This window comes from Lentzea sp. NPDC003310 (genome assembly GCF_040610935.1).
Lineage (GTDB): Bacteria > Actinomycetota > Actinomycetes > Mycobacteriales > Pseudonocardiaceae > Lentzea.
Genome location: NZ_JBEXNC010000002.1, coordinates 318,092 through 333,207, shown reverse-complemented (window position 1 = coordinate 333,207; position 15,116 = coordinate 318,092). Strand labels below are relative to the sequence as shown.

The following is a 15,116-nucleotide window of genomic DNA, read 5'->3' as shown; positions in this document are numbered from 1 at the left end:
TAGGTCGATCGGGCGACTCCAGCCCGGTGAACCCGATCCGGCCGCCGCACGTTGCCCCTTGTATGCGCCTGACTTGGACGACAAGGACGCCTTCAGAGCCGACCGGCAGGCACAATGGTTCCATGCGGCACCGGAGCATCGCGCTGATCGTCGTCACCGCCCTGCTTGCCGCAGGGTGCACAGCCCAGATCCCAGGGCGCCCTCGTGCCGCCAAGGTGGTGAAGAAGGAGGCGTCCAGCACCACGATCCAGGTGCGCGGGACGGACAACGGCCCGATCGACAAGCTCGCCGCCACCGCGCTGACGGACATCGACGAGTTCTGGAAAGAGTCGTCCCAGCAGACGTTCAACAAGGCCTGGAAGCCGCTGAGCGGCGGTTACTTCTCGGTCGACACGGCCGACTCGAGCGCGAAGCCGCCGCCCTGCACGCAGAAGGCCGCGGACGTGGAGGGCAACGCGTTCTACTGCCCGGCCGCCGACGCGATCGCCTGGGACCGCGCGTCCCTGCTGCCGGTGCTGCAGGACCGCTTCGGCGAGGCGGCCGTGGTCGTCGTCCTCGCGCACGAGGTCGGCCACGCCGTGCAGAACCGCATGGGCATCACGCCCGAGGCGGAGCGCCGCGAGCCGGAGAAGTACCCGACGATCCTCACCGAGGCCCAGGCCGACTGCTTCGCGGGCGCGTTCATCCGCAACGTCGCCGACGGCAAGTCCGAGCGCCTCGACATCAACGCCGACGCCCTGGACAAGGCGCTGGGCGCGCTGATCACGTTCCGCGACCCGGTGGGCACCTCGCCGGAGGACGAGCAGGCGCACGGCAGCGCGTTCGACCGAGTGGCCGCCTTCCAGGACGGCTACGAGCAGGGCACGAAGTTCTGCGCGGCCATGTCGGTGCAGAACCGCCAGTTCACGCAGCGCGCGTTCACGAGCGTCAAGGACCGCGCGAACGGCGGCAACCTGCCGTTCGACGAGATGCTCGAGGCCGTGACGCCGGACCTCGACGGCTTCTTCAAGAACCTCGCCACCACCGCGGGCAAGCAGTGGCCGTCGCCGCGCGCCGAGGCGTCCCAGAGCGAGCCGGACTGCTCCGGCGACCAGGGCCCCGTCGCGTACTGCCCGTCCGACAAGACGATCAAGATCGACACCAAGGACGAGCTGCCGGAGCTGCACAAGGACGAGGGCGACTACGCGACGGGCACGCTGATCGCGACCCGGTACGCGATGGCCGAGCTCGCGGCGCTGGGCAAGCCGATCGAGGGCGAGGAGGCGTCCGCGGCGGCGTTGTGCCTGGCCGGGGCTTACACCGGGGCGGTGTTCCAGCGGCAGGACGGGTTCGGGTTGTCGCCGGGCGACTTCGACGAGGCCGTGACGGTGCTGCTGAAGTACGACTACGCGGCGCGGGACGCCAAGGGCGGGAACCCGGTGGATCCGGGGTTCGAGCGGGTGGCCCGGTTCCGCGAAGGCGTGTTCGAGGGCGCGAAGAAGTGCGGCGTCTGACGACTTGACCACGTTCGCGGACGTCGCCGCGATTCTCGACCGGGTCGTTCGCAAAGTCGAAGACTCGATCGCGAACCTGGCGCAGGCCGCCGCTCTTGCCGAGGAGTGCCGGGCCGGGCTCGCGGAGACGGTGGCAGGAACCGCGCAGGCCGGCGAAGCCGAAGCCGTCATCGCTTCGTTCGCCGCGGTCAAGGACGGCGCGGAGACGCGCATCGCCGAGGCCGGAGCCACGCTGGACGGAATCGCCCGGATCCGCGCGTCGCTCGAATCCGGGCGGGGTTCAGGAACAGCCGCGTCCATCCCGACGCCCCCTGTTCCGAACTCGACAGCTCCGCGGGACGAACCGTGGGTCGCGCGATCGCGAGCCCACCTGCCCGCCTACCAGACCAGCGGTGTGTTCCGGGATCGAGACGGACACGCCGACATGATCCAGAGCGGGCGCGAAGCCGACGGCGAACACGACCGCATCAACGATCACCTGATTCAACTCGGAATCGGGCGCCTTGGCGCCACCATCGAGGCGTCGAAGCACGTCGAGGTCAAGGTGGGCTGGCGCATGCGGCTGAACGGCGTGGACGAGGCGGAACTGGTGGTCAACAACGAACTCTGCAACGGCGTGCTGTCCTGCGCGAAGTTGCTCCCCTTCGTGCTGGGGCCAGGCCAAACCCTGACCGTGCACGATCCGGTACGTTCGCGGGTGTTCCGCGGAAAGGACGTGCGGTGAGCTACACGCTCGACTTCTGGTACTACCACGGCGACAACCGCGCCGACGAGCCTGAACCCGTTCGAACCGAGGCAGAGCTCGATCGCGTGCTGACCTACCTGGTGGACCACGCCCAGCCACACCCCACGCAGATCGCCGCACAGGAACTCCCGAAGTTCGGCCTTCTGGAGATTCCTGATCGCATGTTCAAACTGGACGTGGACAACGGGTTCGGGGCGCTGCACTACGTGGGCCCGGACGGCGACACCGACGAGTTCGGCTACTGGGTCACGCAGGCCACCGAGCCAGCCGAGGACGCACCAACGCTCTACGTCGACAGGGACAACAAGACGGAGTTCCCCCGCGATGCCGTGATCCCACTGGACCAGGTCCGAGCGGCCTTGCTGGAGTTCCAGCGAACCGGCTCGCGTCCCACCTGCGTGCGTTGGCAGGTCACGGACGCGACCTACTGACCCCGAACCGAAGCCCGCACCGGCTCAGGCCTGGTGCGGGCTTCGGCGTCTGGTGGCGAGGTCAGCCGGACTCCACCGAGATCCGCGCGCCCGGGATCCTCAGCGTTCCCCCGACCAGGTCCGTGTTGCGCACCGTGACCTCGGTGAAGGTCACGAACGGCACGTTCAGCGGCGGTGGGTGCGCCGCCGTGTAGTCCACCGGGATCTTGATCCCGAGGAGGTCCAGGTTGCCCTTGAGCTGGACCGTGAACAGCTCGATGCGCCCCGGCGACACCGTGGACGTGCTGCCCGGCCGGGCGGCCGTGACCAGCCTGACGCCCGGTGAGACCTCGGCGGACTGCACCAGGTCCCTGATCTTCATGTCGGACGCCGTGAACTTGAGGACCTTGACGACCTGGCCGTTCACCAGCGCGTCGACGATCCCGACGTAGTTCAGGCCGCCCAGGTCGAGCCTCGACGCCGTGAGCGTCCACTCCCGCCCTCCCGCCGCCACCGGGGCAGGGGCCGGTGGCGGGGGTGCCGGTGTCGACGGGTCCGCACTGGGCGGCGGCGTCGGCGCGGTGGTCGAGGACACCGGCGGTGGGGTGGTGCTCGTGGTCGTCGTGGGCGGCGGTTCGGACGTCGTGGTCGGTACCGGGGAACTGCTGCCGGGGTCCGACGACGGCGGTGGTTCGGTGCTCGACGGCGGCTGCAGCGCCAGCACCGCGACCACCGCGACGGTTGCCAGCGACTGCGCCCGCATCATGTGGGCTGAACCTCCTGGGTCGTCTTCGGCTCCTTGGCCTTCTTCGGCTCGTCCGTCCACGCCACGGCGAGCGCACCGCCGAGCAGGCTCGAGAGGGTGCCGATGATGAAGCCGCCGAAGTTGGTCACGACGATCGCGACGAGCGACAGCAGCACCGTGACGATGCCCGACGCCAGCCGGAACCTCGGCTGCGTCCACAGCGCGACCGCGCAGATCCCCAGCAACGTCCCGATCAGCAGCGCGGACACACCACCGAGCGTCTGCATCGAGATCATCAGGTCGCCGAACTTCAGCCCGGCGAACGGCGGGAACAGGATGAGGAGCGCGCCCACGGCCACGAAGAGCCCGGCCCAGAAGGGCCGGACCCGTCGCCACGCGGTGAAGCGCCGCCAGGTCCTCAGAAGCACTCTTGCTTCCCCTGGCGGATCGTCAGGTTCATGCCCTTGAACCTGATGGTCTGGGCGGTGGTGGCCCAGGCGGTCTGCTGCAACGACGTGATGTTCGCCGAGTCGGCCTGCAGGCCGAACGAGCCCGGCAGGCCGCGGAGGTTCTCCGGTCCCTTCGTCACCTTGCTCGCGTCGATGCCGATCTCGGGGTTGCCGAGGACCAGGTCGCCGTTGAGGTCCGTGAGGTTGACGACCAGGTTCTCCGCCGACATGCCGCCCACGCCCTCCGCGGTGATGCGCATCGTCACGTCACCGACGATCGGCATGCCGGGCACGAACACCGACTGGCAGAACTTGTCGAGCCGTGCCGTCTTGAACCCGCTGACCGCGACGACGTGCACCTTGCCCGCACCCGCGTCGACCCCGCCGAACTGGACGAACCCCTGGCCCGTCAGGTTGTCGGCGGACACCTTGAAGTTGGTGCCGGACACCGCGAACGAGGCTGCCAGCGCTCCCTGGGACATGCCGAACAACAGGGCACCGGCGCCGACCGCGCCGATGCCGAGCACCCCGACGAACCGTGCCCAGCGCGTTCTACCCATACCCCCGGACTCCTTCCACACTGAAGGCTTGCGTGAGGGGGACTGTGCTCGCGAAAACGCAGGCAGGACAACGGAAACGAGTCCGCGCAGTCTTGAAATCACCCCGAGGGGTGAGGGAGTTTCACGTTTGGCCGAAGGTCCTTCCGCAGGACGCCGGAACGCGCTTAGTAGGGTCTGACCTCATGGGATTCGGACGAATCGCCGTCGCGCTGGCCGTGACCGCAGCCTTGACCGCCTGCGCCACCGTCGTCGACGGCGAACCGAAGGGCGAACGCCCCGACCCCACGAAGGTCGCGGGCCTGGAGATCTCCAACGGCCCGTCCGGCCCGCGCAAGGGTGTGCCCGACGCCGACCTGAGCGTCGAGAACGGCGACGGCGGCGAAATGGATCGCCTGGCCATCAACACCCTCGCCGACGTGCAGGAGTTCTGGAAGGCGGAGTTCCCGGCCTCGTTCGCGGGCAAGACGTTCGAGCCCGTGAAGCGGTTCCTGTCCTACGACTCGAACGGCAAGGGCGTCGAGGTCTGCAAGCTCAACACGACCGGCATCGCCAACGCGTTCTACTGCGCGCTCGACGACAGCATCACGTGGGACCGCGGCGAGCTCCTGCCGATGCTGCAGGACTCCTTCGGCCCCATGGCCGTCGTCACGGTGCTGGCGCACGAGATGGGCCACGCCGTGCAGTACAAGCTCGGCCCCGCCTCGAACATCGGCGCCAACACCCCGTCGATCGTCAAGGAGCAGCAGGCCGACTGCTACACCGGCGTCTTCATGCGCTGGGTCGCCGAGAACAAGTCGAAGCACTTCGAGCTCTCCACCGGCGAGGGCCTGAACCAGGTGCTGCAGACGATGTTCTTCATCCGCGACAGCGCCGGCACGTCGTTCGAGAAGCAGGGTGCGCACGGCAGCGCGTTCGACCGCGTCTCCGCCTTCCAGTTCGGCTTCACCCGCGGCGCCGCCCGGTGCGCGGAGATCAACGAGGCCGAGATCGCCAAGCGCATCACCGAACGCCCCTTCGACCTCAACGACACCGACCAGGGCCAGGGCCGCGGCAACGCCAGGATCGACGAGGACAAGTTCCAGCGCGCGCTGGAGGAGTCGCTGCGCGACGCCTACAAGTCGAGCGGCGCGGCGTTCCCCGCCTTCGACAGGTCGGGCATCAAGGCGTGCGCCGACGCGCAGACCACGTCCCCGGCGACCTACTGCCCCGCCCTGAACCAGGTGCAGCTGGACCTGCCGGCCCTGGTCAAGATCGGCACGCCGCCGAAGAAGGGCTCGAAGGGCGGCATCGGCGACTTCGCGGCGTTCGCCGTCATCGCCTCGCGCTTCTCCCTGTCCATCCAGCACGCCACGGGCTTCAAGCTCGACGACGACGCGGCGGGCCAGCGCACCGCCTGCCTGACCGGGGCCTGGGCGGGTCTCACCAACCGCCCCAACGCGGCGGCGAACCTGAAGCTCTCCCCTGGGGACCTGGACGAGGCGGTCGCGGAACTCCTGGCCGACGACAGCCTGATCGCGGCGGACGTCAACGGCAAGGCGGTCCCGTCCGGCTTCGCCCGCGTCGAGGCGTTCGGCGACGGCTTCTTCCGCGGCCTCTCGTTCTGCGTGAAGAAGTACTCGGTTTGATTCCTGCATCGACCAGCATCGATACTTGATCGGTGCTCACCGATGAAGCCACGACCTACGCCTCGTGGTTCGCGACGCTGTCCGACCCGACGAGGGTGCGCCTGCTGAACCACGTGGCCTCGTCCCCGGTGCCGGTCACCGTCGGCGAACTGACCACGCTGCTGGGCGTGAGCCAGTCCACCTGCTCGCACCACGTCCGCAAGCTGGCCGAGGTCGGGTTCCTGCACGTCCAGCGCGAGGGCACCACCACCCTCGTCACCGTGAACCCGGCCTGCTGCACGGGTCTCCCGCACGCGGCCGACGCGGTGATGGGCGCGCTCTCCTCGGGCGGGATCGCACCGGTCTCGGGCGTCACCATCCGCCCCATGACCGCCTCGGACTGGCCGGACGTCCGCCGCATCTACGGCGAGGGCATCGCCTCCGGTGACGCGACGTTCGAGACGGAGGTCCCGTCGCGCCGGACGCTCGAGTCCAAGTGGCTGCCGGACCACCGCTGGATCGCCGTGCTGGACGGCGTGGTCGCGGGCTGGGCGGCGGCCGCCCCGGTCTCGGCGCGCGAGTGCTACGCGGGCGTCGTCGAGACGTCGATCTACGTGGCCGACGCCTCGCAGGGCCGCGGTGTCGGCAAAACCCTGCTGCACCACCAGGTCTCGGCGGCGGACGAGGACGACCTGTGGACGTTGCAGGCGGTGGTCTTCCCGGAGAACCGGGCCAGCATCGCGTTGCACCACAAGGCCGGGTTCCGCACGGTGGGGGTGCGGGAGCGGATCGCGCAGCACCACGGGAAGTGGCGCGACACCGTCCTGTTGGAACGGCGCCGCGCCTGAGGCCCGTGCCGACCCCTCGAACTCCGGCACAGGCCCCTGCTCTTCACCAGGGTTCCTCTTTCAACCAGCTGTCCGGAGGCCCCTCCTCGGCGTGGTCGCGGGCCTTCCGCGCCGACGAACCGGTGCGCACGGGCAACGCGAGCGTCACCGCACCGGCTTCGGGAGCGGGCAGCAGGAACGGTGGCAGGGCCTTGATCACGCCCTCGTTCTGCAGCCGCACGTACACCTCGCGCACCTGGTTGCGCGCGTCCGCCGTCGCCTGGCGCACGACGGCGGTGATCGCGTGCGCCAGGTCGTCCTGCTTGGCCTGCTTGGTGAGCGGCGACAGTTCGAGCCGCAGGAGCAGTCCGGAGTGGTCGACGGTGGCGGTCACGTCACCGTGTTCGCTCTGCGCGGTGCCGCGGACGGCGGCGACCTGCTTCTCGGCCCACTCCCGCGCGTTGCGGCGGCGGTCGACCGTCGCCGAGCCCTCCTCGGACTGGGCGCGCAGCCGAGCCGCGCGCGCCTCCGCGTCCTCCGTCACGAAGTCGGCCGAGCAGGAGCGCTGCTCGGTTCCTTCGGCTCCTTCACCAGGTCGTCGTCGCTGATCCTGCCCGAGGGCTTGCGGCCCTCCTGGTGGAAGTCACCGGAGTCGAACCTGTCGTCCGTGACCAGGCGGGGCCGGGGCGGGTTGACCTCGGGCACGGACGAGCCCGTCATGCTCTCGCCCACCGCGCGGAAGCCCAGGCGGACCTTCTCCATCTGCCGGCGGCCGGTCTCGAGGATGTCCTGGGCCTTCTGCGGCAGCTTGCCGATGACCTCCTCCACGCTGCTCGCCTCCAGCACGGTGGAGTTGACGCCGGCGGCACCGGTCTGCAGCGCGTCGCCGACCGCCAGCGTGGCGATGAACGCCGCACCGGTGCCGGCGGTCACGGCCACGGCACCGATGGACACCGCCGCGGACGCGAGCGTGATCATGATCTTGGCTTCCCTGACCTCACCGGCCTGGACGCCCTTCTGCCCGGTGTCGACGAGGGTCAGGACGTCGTCGCGGAAGCTCGTGATCGCCTTCTCGTACGCCTGCATCGCGTACTTGGCGGCACGGACGACGTCCCGCTTGCGGGCGAGCGCGCCCTCGATGCTCGGCTGGCCGCGCAGGTACGAGCGGAAGCCGTCGGCCGCGTCGCCCTCCCAGTTCTCCAGGTAGAGGTCGATGTCGTTGAGGACGCCCTCGCAGAAGTCCTGGTCGATGTCGTCCGCGGCCTTGGACAGCAACGACAGCTCTTGCTGCACGCCCGCGAGCGCCACCTCGACGTCGATGAACTGACCCAGCTCGGCGAAGACGCGCTGGATGTCCTCCTTGGCCGTCGGGTAGCTCGCGTTCTCCTCCAGGTGGTCCGGGAAGAACCAGTCGTCCTGCTCGTCGAACTTGGTGCAGAAGTAGTCCGCGTGCTGGCGCATGTCGCCGGCCCAGCTCATGACAGGATCCCCCCGAACATCCCCTGGTTGTCGGCGTCCGCGGCGATGTAGCGGTCGGCGACCTCGATCAGGGCCTTCTGCGCCAGGTCGAGGTTCTCCTCGTTCCTGATGAACACGCTCAGCAGCGTCGACCGCGCACCGGCCCAAGCGTTGTGGGCCGCGTAGACCTCGACGTCCCCGGCGAACGCCCGGCCGTCGAGCTGCTCGGTCTCCGCGATCTTGGTCCTGGCGGTGTGCGTGTGATCGATGAGCTTGCCGATGTCGTGCGTCGCCGTGTGCTTCAGACCCTCTGGTTCGGCGTGGAATCCTGTGCCCATCGTTCCCTTTGTCCGTCTCAACTGGTTGTGACGGCGCCAGGCTATGTCACCCGTTCAGGTGAAGATCATCGGCACCGTCGTAACCCTGGATGCCATCAGCGTGTCAGCCGCCGCTGACAAACCGGTGACACGAGAGACGGCGAACGCGGAAGCACTCGACGCGCGGTATTTCGCGGCGTCACACGACGAGGGGCGCGCTCAAGCGAGCGCGCCCCTCGTGGCGTTCGTGGGTCCGGCTGTCAGTACAGCGCGGAAGCCAGGTTCCGCCGGGCGGCGGCCACCCTCGGGTCGTCAGCGGGGAACAGCTCGAACAGCCCGATCAGGTGCTGCCGCACGCGGTCCCGGTCGTCGCCGTAGACCCGGCGCACCGTGTCGACCAGCCGCCGGAAGGCCTCCTCGACCTGCTGGCCGGCCACCTGGGCGTCGGCCGCAGCGAGCTGGGCGTCGATGTCGTCGGGCGCCCCGTCGGCCTTGGCGATCACCGCGGGGTCGACCGCCTCGGCGCGCTCGGCGAACCGGGCCTGCGCGAGGCCCTCCTTGGCCAGCTCGTTGCCCGGCTCGGACGCCAGGATCTCCGAGTAGAAGCCCTGGGCCGCGGCGTAGTCCCCGCGCTCGAAGGCCTCCTCGGCGGCGACGATCCGGGGGTCCTCGACGACCTCCTCCTCGGCCACGGGCACGGCGCGGGCCTCGCCCGCCCGGATCCCCGGCAGCCGGTCGCGCAACGCGTCCAGCAGCCGCGCGATCCACTGCGACAGCTCGGCGTCCGCGATCGGCCCGGCGAAGGCGTCGATCGGCTGACCGGCGGCCACCGCCACCGTCGTCGGCACCGACTGCACGCCGAACGCCTGGCCGATGCGCGGCGCGGTCTCCAGGTCGACGCGCGCGAGGATCCACGCGCCGCCGGACGAGGTGGCGAAGCGGGTCAGCGTCGCGGCGAGCTGCTGCGACTCCGGGCTGTAGGAGGCGCCCAGCAGGACCACGACGGGCACCTGCAGGGACTGCTCGACCACAGCCTGGAACGAGGCCTCGGTGACGTCCACGATCCACGGCACGGAGCCGTTGTCAGGTGCCGGCGCGGAGGTGGCGGAGGCCGGGGCGGCCGCCGCGGTGCGGGCCGCGTCGGCTCGGGCCTTCAGGGCACCCAGGTCGACGGCGCCGGAGAGCGCGGCGGACAGTGCGGCGGTCTTGCGAGGATCAGGCCTTGTCACGTGTTCCATCCTGGCACGGCTAGTTCCCGGACCGGGTCCAGGGCCATCGGGTTGACGCGCATCGCCTCGTTGGCCTCGGCGATGCGCAGAGCGAGCGGTGTCATCAGGTCGATGAACCGCTTCGTGCCGGTCTCACCGAGCACCTCCCACGGCGACATGGCGGCGGCATCGGTCGCCGCTTCCACCGCGGGGAGGTCGCCCGGCAGATCGGCGACGGCTTCCCACTCCTCGACAGTCCAACCACGCGCGGTGCGCATGTATGCCGGATCGAGGGAATGCTCGCGCGCGTAGAGCGCAAGCGCTTGGCACGGGCCTATGCCCGCCGCCACGAGTGCGGCCACGTGACCATCGCCGCGGGCCTCGCGCAGGATCGTGCACGCCTGCCACAGAGCCAGGTGCGGCTCTATGGGCCACGGCAGCGCGCGGTTCGCGGCGGCCAGCGGACGGCCGGCGACCTCGGAGGCGAGGGCTGCCCGGCGGCCCAGCGAGGCCGCCTCGGCGATGTCCGGCGTGTCCACCGAGCCCAGCAGCCGGCGCAACGCCCCGTCCACGCCCTGCAGCCGGGCCCTCAGGTACTCGGAGGGAGTGGCGACCGACCACGCGTCCGGCAGCGCACGGCGGACCATGCGCGGCGCGAAGTTGTAGAAGACCGCCGTCACCAGCTCGGGCGACGCGACGCCCAGCGGTGCGGCGCGCATGCCGAAGTAGCCCATCCAGCCGCCCTTGCACCCGAGCGCGTCCGTGGCCGCCCGGGACTCGGGCGTGAAGTACGTGACGTCGTGGTAGGGCTCGAACCTCAACCACAGCTGCCTCGCTTCCACGCCCGACACGCTAACCGAGCGGAAGGCACCAAATGGGTTCACTCACCGTCACGGCGTAGTGGCGTTCGGCCATCCGAGGAACGACCGGGACACGCTCAGGCGAGGTGCTCCTCGATGCGGTCCACCTTGGCCTTGAGCTGCCCGGACCAACCGGGCCTGATGTCCGCCTTGAGCACGAGCGACACGCGCGGCGCGCTGGCCTGCACCGCCTCCGTCGCGCGCTTGACCACGTCCATCACCTCGTCCCACTCCCCCTCGATCAAGGTGAACATCGCGTTCGTCTCATTGGGCAGCCCGGACTCCCGCACGACCCGGACCGCCTCGGCGACCGCCTTCGCGACACCCCCGGATTCGTCCGAACCGGACGGAGCAACACTGAACGCGACAAGCACGTGCACCTCCTGGTGATCCATCAGTTGTACTGACTGGTAGCTTCGGTGCCCATGACACCGCTGCCGTTCGACCCGATCGCCCGCGCGGCCGAGCTGTGGGACGACCGGGTGGGTTCCTCCACGTCGATGGCCGCCGTCACGAGCGTCATGCGTGTCCAGCAAATCATCCAGTCCGCCGTGGACGCAGCCCTCAAGCCGCACGGGCTGACCTTCGCGCGCTACGAGGCGTTGGTGCTCCTCTACTTCTCCCGCAAGGGCGCGCTGCCGATGCGCGTGATGGGCGAGCGCCTGCAGCTGCACCCGACGAGCGTCACCAACATCGTCGACCGGCTGGAGAGCGACGGCCTCGTCCGCCGCACGCCGCACCCGACCGACCGCCGCACCACGCTGGTCGAGATCACCGACGCGGGCCTGCAGCGCCGTGAGAGCGCGACCGCGGCCGTCGTCGAGGTGAACCTCGGGCTCAAGGGCCTCACCGACCGCCAGACCGAGCAGCTCACCGACCTGCTCGCGAAGGTGCGCCGGGCGAGCGGCGACTTCGAGGACTGAGAAAAACCGCTTGGGCGGCCGGGCCGTGCTGTGGCCTGATGGGTCCATGATCTGGGACCGACCGGACCGCTCCGCCGTCGCGCTCGTCAGCACCCCCTCCGGGTTCACCGGGCGCACCGGGGTCTTCCCGGTCGAGACCCCCAACTGGAACCACGTCGAGCCCGTCAACACCGTCCTGCGCGAGCTGCTGGGCGTGGAGACGAGCGTCCTGCGCCTGGTCTCGGCCGAGGGCGGCACCGTCCCGTTCGGCGGGGTCGTCACCTACCACGTCGAGGCGCACGAAGAGCCCGGCCACGGCCTGCTCACCCCCGCCGAGGCACCGGAACCGGATGCCGAGCACCGCCAGCCGTGGGCGCGTCGCGGAGGCCCGGCCGAGCTGGTCGCGTGGGCGGACTCGGTGATCACCCGCACCGGCCCTGCGACCCAGGTGCGGACGTGGAACCTGTCGAGCGTCCACAGCCTGCCCACCGCGGACGGACCGGTCTGGCTCAAGGCCGTGCCGGAGTTCTTCGCCGAGGAGGGCTCGGTGATCGAGACCGTCGCCGCGGTCGACCCGTCGCTCGTGCCGCGGGTACTGGCGAGCGCGCCGCACCGCGTGCTGCTGAGCCACGTCGAGGGCGGCAACTGCTGGAAGGTGACCGCGGAGCAGGTCGAGCGCGTCCTGCCGCGCTGGGTCGCCGTCCAGCACGCGCTCGCGGGCGAACCCCGGCTCCGGCCGTCCGCCGCGCCGATGCCGTCGTTCGGACTGCCGGACACGCTGCTGCACGGCGACTTCCACCCCGGCAACTGGCGCACCAGCGGCGTGGTCATCGACTGGTCCGACGCCGTCTGGGGCCACCCGTCGTTCGACGTGTGCCGGTTGATGGAGGTCGCCGCACCCGAGCTGCACGACCTGATCCGGCGCGTGTGGAGCGAGGCCTGGCTGCGGTACCGCCCGGACAGCGATCCCCTGGCGGCGCTGGAGATCGCCCCGCGCGCGTCCCGGCTGCACAACGCCGTGAAGTACCAGGAGTTCCTGGACAACATCGAGTCCTCGGAGCGGATCTACCACGAGGGCGACCCGCAGGTGGAGCTCCGCGAGGCCCTGCGGCTGGTGACGTCGTGAGCGAGCGGTCGTTCGTCGCCCTGGTCAGCACACCGGGCGGGTTCGCCGGCCGCACGGACGCGATCGAGGTCGGGACGCGCTGGTGGGCCGATGTCGAACCGGTCAACGAGGCGTTGGAGGCGCTGCTCGGCGTCCGAACGAGCGTGCTCAGGCTGGTGTCGGTCGAAGGCGGTTCGGCGTCAGGCGGCGGTCTCGTCACCTACCACGTCGAGGCGCACGGCGAGCCCGACCGCACGCGCCTGCGCCCCGCCGAGGAACCGGAACCCGATGCGCCGCACCGGCTTCCGTGGGCCCGGGCGGGCGGACCGGCCGAGCTCGTCGCCTGGGCCGACGCGCACCTGGACCGCACCGGTCCGGCCGTGCAGGTGAAGTCGTGGAACCTCTCCAGCGTGCACCGCCTGCCCACCGCGACCGGCTCCGCGTGGCTGAAGGCCGTGCCGCCGTTCTTCGCGAACGAGGGTGAGGTGATCAGGATGGTCGCCGAGCACGACCCCGGGCTGGTGCCCGAGCTGATCGCCGACGCGCCGTTGCGCGTCCTGATCGGCGAGGCCCCTGGCGAGGGGTGCTGGGACACGAAACCGGAGCACGTCGAGGAGATCGTGCCGCGCTGGGTCGCCGTGCAGCACGCGCTCGCGGGCGAGCCGCGCGTGCGGCCCTGCGTCGTGCCGATGCCGTCGTTCGGGCTGCCGGACACGTTGGTGCACGGCGACTTCCACCCCGGCAACTGGTTCAGCGGCGGCGTGGTCATCGACTGGTCCGACGTCGTCTGGGGCAACCCGGCGCTGGACGCGGGCCGGCTGATCGAGTTCTGCCGTCCGGAACTGCACGGGCTGATCCGCCGCGTGTGGAGCGAGGCGTGGCTGCGGCACCGGCCGGACAGCCGGCCGCTGGAGGCGCTGGACACCGCCCGCCGCGCCGCGCACCTGCTGCTCGCGACTCAGTACCAGCAGTTCCTCGACAACATCGAGGAGTCCGAACGGATCTACCACCGCGGTGATCCCGAACGGCACCTGCGGGCGGCACTGCGCCTGGTGGGCGGATGACGCCACGCACGTTCATCGCGCTGGTCAGCACGCCGAGCGGGTTCGCGGGCCGCACCGACGTGATCGCCGTCCCCACCCTGGACTGGTACCACGTCGAACCGGTCAACGAGGCCCTGGAACAACTGCTCGGCGTCCCCACGCACGTGCTGAGGATGATCTCCGCCGAGGGCGGCGAGATGCCGTGCGGCGGCCTCGTCACCTACCACGTCGAGGCGCTCGGCGAGCCCGACCGGACGAAGCTGCACCCGGCGGACGAGCCCGAGGCCGACGCCCCGCACCGCGCGCCGTTCGCGCGCCGCGGCGGACCCTCCGACCTGGTGGCCTGGGCCGACACCGTCGTCGAGCGCACCGGTCCGGCCGTGCAGGTCCGCACCTGGAACGTCTCGACCGTGCACCGGCTGCCGACCGCGCGCGGACCGGTGTGGCTGAAGGAGGTCCCGTCGTTCTTCGCCGACGAGGGCGAGGTGATCAGGATGGTCGCCGAGCACGACCCCGGGCTGGTGCCCGAGGTCATCGCCTCCGCGCCCCGGCGCGTCCTGCTCTCCGACACGGCGGGCGAGATGTGCTGGCCGTTCCGGCCCGAGTACGCCGAGTTGATCCTGCCGCGCTGGGTGGCCGTGCAACACGCGCTGGCGGGTCCGCCGCGGGTCCGGCCGACCGCGGTGCCGATGCCGGACTTCGGGCTCCCGGACACGTTGACGCACGGCGACTTCCACCCCGGCAACTGGCGCACCACCGGCATGGTCATCGACTGGTCTGACGCCGTCTGGGGCCACCCTGCGCTCGACGCGTGCCGGGTGATCGCCTACTGCGCGCCCGAGTTCCGCAACCACCTCGCGCGGGTGTGGTGCGAGGCGTGGCTCACCCACCGCCCGGACAGCAGGCCGTGGGAGGCACTCGAAGCCGGGCGGCGCGCGTCACACCTGCACACCGCCGTGAAGTGCCAGCTGTTCCTCGACAACATCGAGTCCTCCGAACGGGTCTACCACCGCTCGGTGCCCGCGGACGAGCTCAGAGCTGTTCTGCGGCCGGCTCGCTGAGGCGGCCGGTCTTCGAGGCCCAGCGCTCGAACAGCACCGTGCCGAACGGCGGGATGCTCGACAGCAGGCCCAGCACCAGCGTGCGGGCGTCCCACTTCAGCGGCTCCTTCGTCATCAGCGCGACGAGGATGAAGGCCACGAACACGAAGCCGTGGATCGGGCCGAAGATCTTGACGCCGATCTCGTTGTGCACGACGACGTACTTGAAGAACATCCCGAGCAGCAGTCCCGCCCAGGACAGGGCCTCGGCCAGGGCGAGGATGCGGAACCGTCCGACCACGCTGGAGAACGTCATGTCCTCCAGCATGAACCGTGATGGCGAGCACAAC

Annotated in this window: 19 protein-coding genes; 9 read left to right on the top strand and 10 right to left on the bottom strand. The window is 70.4% G+C overall.

The genetic code is table 11. The features are described from left to right. Positions 1-122: 122 nt before the first annotated feature. From ABZX02_RS04125 to ABZX02_RS04115, 3 genes are read left to right on the top strand one after another with little or no spacing between them, the layout of a single operon-like run. Positions 123-1,493, top strand: coding sequence for a neutral zinc metallopeptidase (locus ABZX02_RS04125; protein WP_355294636.1), 1,371 nt, complete (start codon positions 123-125; stop codon positions 1,491-1,493). Positions 1,494-1,497: 4 nt separating this feature from the next. Then, complete coding sequence (locus tag ABZX02_RS04120) at positions 1,498-2,217, top strand: DddA-like double-stranded DNA deaminase toxin (protein WP_355294635.1); 720 nt, start codon at positions 1,498-1,500, stop codon at positions 2,215-2,217. Further along, positions 2,214-2,669 carry an Imm1 family immunity protein gene (locus ABZX02_RS04115; protein ID WP_355294634.1) on the top strand — a complete coding sequence of 152 codons (456 nt, stop codon included), beginning with the start codon at positions 2,214-2,216 and terminating at the stop codon, positions 2,667-2,669. The genes ABZX02_RS04120 and ABZX02_RS04115 overlap by 4 nt, the downstream gene beginning before the upstream one ends. A 61-nt stretch (positions 2,670-2,730) precedes the next feature. Here ABZX02_RS04115 and ABZX02_RS04110 read toward each other — a convergent pair whose 3' ends face one another. Genes ABZX02_RS04110 through ABZX02_RS04100 form a run of 3 tightly spaced genes read right to left on the bottom strand, consistent with a single transcriptional unit; the run spans position 2,731 to position 4,402 of the window. Further along, entirely contained in the window at positions 2,731-3,414 is a 684-nt protein-coding gene (locus tag ABZX02_RS04110) for a hypothetical protein (protein ID WP_355294633.1), read from the bottom strand. After that, the gene (locus ABZX02_RS04105; protein WP_355294632.1) at positions 3,411-3,821 is read right to left on the bottom strand and encodes a DUF6114 domain-containing protein; all 411 of its coding nucleotides are present in this window, start codon (positions 3,819-3,821) and stop codon (positions 3,411-3,413) included. Before ABZX02_RS04105 ends, ABZX02_RS04110 begins: the two co-directional genes overlap by 4 nt. Continuing rightward, on the bottom strand, positions 3,812-4,402 hold the full coding sequence (locus ABZX02_RS04100; RefSeq protein WP_355294631.1) for a DUF6230 family protein: 591 nt from the start codon (positions 4,400-4,402) through the stop codon (positions 3,812-3,814). The genes ABZX02_RS04105 and ABZX02_RS04100 overlap by 10 nt, the downstream gene beginning before the upstream one ends. A gap of 182 nt (positions 4,403-4,584) precedes the next feature. On the opposite strand from ABZX02_RS04100, the gene ABZX02_RS04095 reads away from it, so the two are divergent. Both ABZX02_RS04095 and ABZX02_RS04090 read left to right on the top strand, forming a co-directional pair. After that, positions 4,585-6,027: a neutral zinc metallopeptidase gene (locus ABZX02_RS04095; protein ID WP_355294630.1), complete on the top strand. Its 1,443-nt coding sequence runs from the start codon at positions 4,585-4,587 to the stop codon at positions 6,025-6,027. Positions 6,028-6,059: 32 nt separating this feature from the next. Next, positions 6,060-6,854 carry a metalloregulator ArsR/SmtB family transcription factor gene (locus tag ABZX02_RS04090; protein WP_355294629.1) on the top strand — a complete coding sequence of 265 codons (795 nt, stop codon included), beginning with the start codon at positions 6,060-6,062 and terminating at the stop codon, positions 6,852-6,854. A gap of 43 nt (positions 6,855-6,897) precedes the next feature. Here ABZX02_RS04090 and ABZX02_RS04085 read toward each other — a convergent pair whose 3' ends face one another. From ABZX02_RS04085 to ABZX02_RS04060, 6 genes are all read right to left on the bottom strand, one after another. Continuing rightward, a complete protein-coding gene (locus tag ABZX02_RS04085) occupies positions 6,898-7,377 on the bottom strand; it encodes a YbaB/EbfC family nucleoid-associated protein (RefSeq protein ID WP_355294628.1) in 480 nt (159 codons plus the stop codon). Then, positions 7,374-8,312 carry a hypothetical protein gene (locus ABZX02_RS04080; protein ID WP_355294627.1) on the bottom strand — a complete coding sequence of 313 codons (939 nt, stop codon included), beginning with the start codon at positions 8,310-8,312 and terminating at the stop codon, positions 7,374-7,376. Before ABZX02_RS04080 ends, ABZX02_RS04085 begins: the two co-directional genes overlap by 4 nt. Then, positions 8,309-8,629 (bottom strand): hypothetical protein, encoded by a 321-nt coding sequence (locus ABZX02_RS04075; RefSeq protein WP_355294626.1) that lies wholly within the window; start codon positions 8,627-8,629, stop codon positions 8,309-8,311. The genes ABZX02_RS04080 and ABZX02_RS04075 overlap by 4 nt, the downstream gene beginning before the upstream one ends. A 239-nt stretch (positions 8,630-8,868) precedes the next feature. Next, positions 8,869-9,837 (bottom strand): tetratricopeptide repeat protein, encoded by a 969-nt coding sequence (locus ABZX02_RS04070; protein ID WP_355294625.1) that lies wholly within the window; start codon positions 9,835-9,837, stop codon positions 8,869-8,871. Further along, positions 9,834-10,658 (bottom strand): hypothetical protein, encoded by an 825-nt coding sequence (locus tag ABZX02_RS04065; protein ID WP_355294624.1) that lies wholly within the window; start codon positions 10,656-10,658, stop codon positions 9,834-9,836. The genes ABZX02_RS04070 and ABZX02_RS04065 overlap by 4 nt, the downstream gene beginning before the upstream one ends. Positions 10,659-10,753: 95 nt before the next feature. Further along, the gene (locus ABZX02_RS04060; protein ID WP_355295004.1) at positions 10,754-11,050 is read right to left on the bottom strand and encodes an MTH1187 family thiamine-binding protein; all 297 of its coding nucleotides are present in this window, start codon (positions 11,048-11,050) and stop codon (positions 10,754-10,756) included. Positions 11,051-11,101: 51 nt separating this feature from the next. Between ABZX02_RS04060 and ABZX02_RS04055 the strand changes: the two genes are divergently transcribed. The 4 genes from ABZX02_RS04055 to ABZX02_RS04040 are packed head-to-tail and all read left to right on the top strand — an operon-like array spanning position 11,102 to position 14,787. Continuing rightward, positions 11,102-11,599: a MarR family transcriptional regulator gene (locus tag ABZX02_RS04055; protein ID WP_355294623.1), complete on the top strand. Its 498-nt coding sequence runs from the start codon at positions 11,102-11,104 to the stop codon at positions 11,597-11,599. Positions 11,600-11,645: 46 nt separating this feature from the next. Further along, positions 11,646-12,704, top strand: coding sequence for a phosphotransferase (locus ABZX02_RS04050; RefSeq protein WP_355294622.1), 1,059 nt, complete (start codon positions 11,646-11,648; stop codon positions 12,702-12,704). Then, on the top strand, positions 12,701-13,747 hold the full coding sequence (locus ABZX02_RS04045) for a phosphotransferase (RefSeq protein WP_355294621.1): 1,047 nt from the start codon (positions 12,701-12,703) through the stop codon (positions 13,745-13,747). Before ABZX02_RS04050 ends, ABZX02_RS04045 begins: the two co-directional genes overlap by 4 nt. Beyond that, positions 13,744-14,787: a phosphotransferase gene (locus ABZX02_RS04040; RefSeq protein WP_355294620.1), complete on the top strand. Its 1,044-nt coding sequence runs from the start codon at positions 13,744-13,746 to the stop codon at positions 14,785-14,787. The genes ABZX02_RS04045 and ABZX02_RS04040 overlap by 4 nt, the downstream gene beginning before the upstream one ends. On the opposite strand, the gene ABZX02_RS04035 is transcribed toward ABZX02_RS04040, so the two are convergent. Then, on the bottom strand, positions 14,759-15,082 hold the full coding sequence (locus tag ABZX02_RS04035; RefSeq protein WP_355294619.1) for a DUF3817 domain-containing protein: 324 nt from the start codon (positions 15,080-15,082) through the stop codon (positions 14,759-14,761). The genes ABZX02_RS04040 and ABZX02_RS04035 overlap by 29 nt on opposite strands. Positions 15,083-15,116: the final 34 nt, after the last annotated feature.